The organism is Pseudomonas sp. GW821-FHT07G10, assembly GCF_059418545.1.
The window spans coordinates 231,748-232,587 of record NZ_JBWKQB010000005.1; the positions used below are offsets into that span (position 1 = coordinate 231,748).

The 840-nt window shown below is 53.6% G+C and carries 1 protein-coding gene and 1 rRNA gene; one reads left to right on the top strand and one right to left on the bottom strand.

The window, feature by feature from the left end; genetic code table 11:
* A partial coding sequence (locus AC07O1_RS09985; protein WP_495088663.1) for a hypothetical protein occupies positions 1 to 223 on the top strand: 223 nt, incomplete at its 5' end.
* Positions 224 to 634: 411 nt separating this feature from the next.
* On the opposite strand, the gene rrf is transcribed toward AC07O1_RS09985, so the two are convergent.
* A 5S ribosomal RNA gene (gene rrf, locus AC07O1_RS09990) occupies positions 635 to 750 on the bottom strand.
* Between the last annotated feature and the right edge of the window lie 90 nt (positions 751 to 840).

Below are 840 nucleotides of genomic sequence, written 5' to 3' on the forward strand. Positions count from 1 at the left end.
TGAACAGCTGAAAGCGGCTCGCGCTTTGTTGGTCGATGTGACTGAGAAAAAAGATCAGGAGCTGGAAGCGGCTCAAGGTTTGTTGGCGGAACGTGATTCGCAGCTGAAGATCATCAGCCAAAGGCTCGAAGATAGCGAACAAGTGGCCCAGCGATTACTCAACAGCAGCTCCTGGCGGCTGACACGCCCCATCAGAGGCATTCGACGCTGGCTGAGACTTTAGCCTGCAACACTGAAGCTCAGAGACGTTGTGCGTCTGACTCCAGTGAACAGGTCTGAGAGTCAGAACACAGAGCAGCACTCGAATAACACGATCATCAGGCGACTATTACCCTTCACGCCAAGATGGTCGTGATTGGCAATCTCGTCATCGATAAAACCGATTTCATTTATATACAGGCTTCGTGCCCCCGTCTGTCTCCCCCGGCTCTTGACCTGACGGCGCATTATCAGACCGCAAATACAAAACCCGACTGCTCTGAAATAACGTCCAGACGTGCAGGAGCAGCCGGTCGACGCCCGAGTCCTCGCCATGGCGTCTTCGAAATCGCCATCGCGAGCACGCCCGCGCCGACAAATCGCGCGCAAAACAAAACCCCTACCTGCAGATGCAGATAGGGGTTTCGGAAGTTAATCTTGACGATGACCTACTCTCACATGGGGAAACCCCACACTACCATCGGCGATGCATCGTTTCACTGCTGAGTTCGGGATGGGATCAGGTGGTTCCAATGCTCTATGGTCGTCAAGAAATTCGGGTACCGAGTCGTGGCCTGTTGGCCGCGCTTCAGCAAATTGGGTAGGTGATAGCTTCGGTGTTTTGCAAGTCTCTCGAACTTT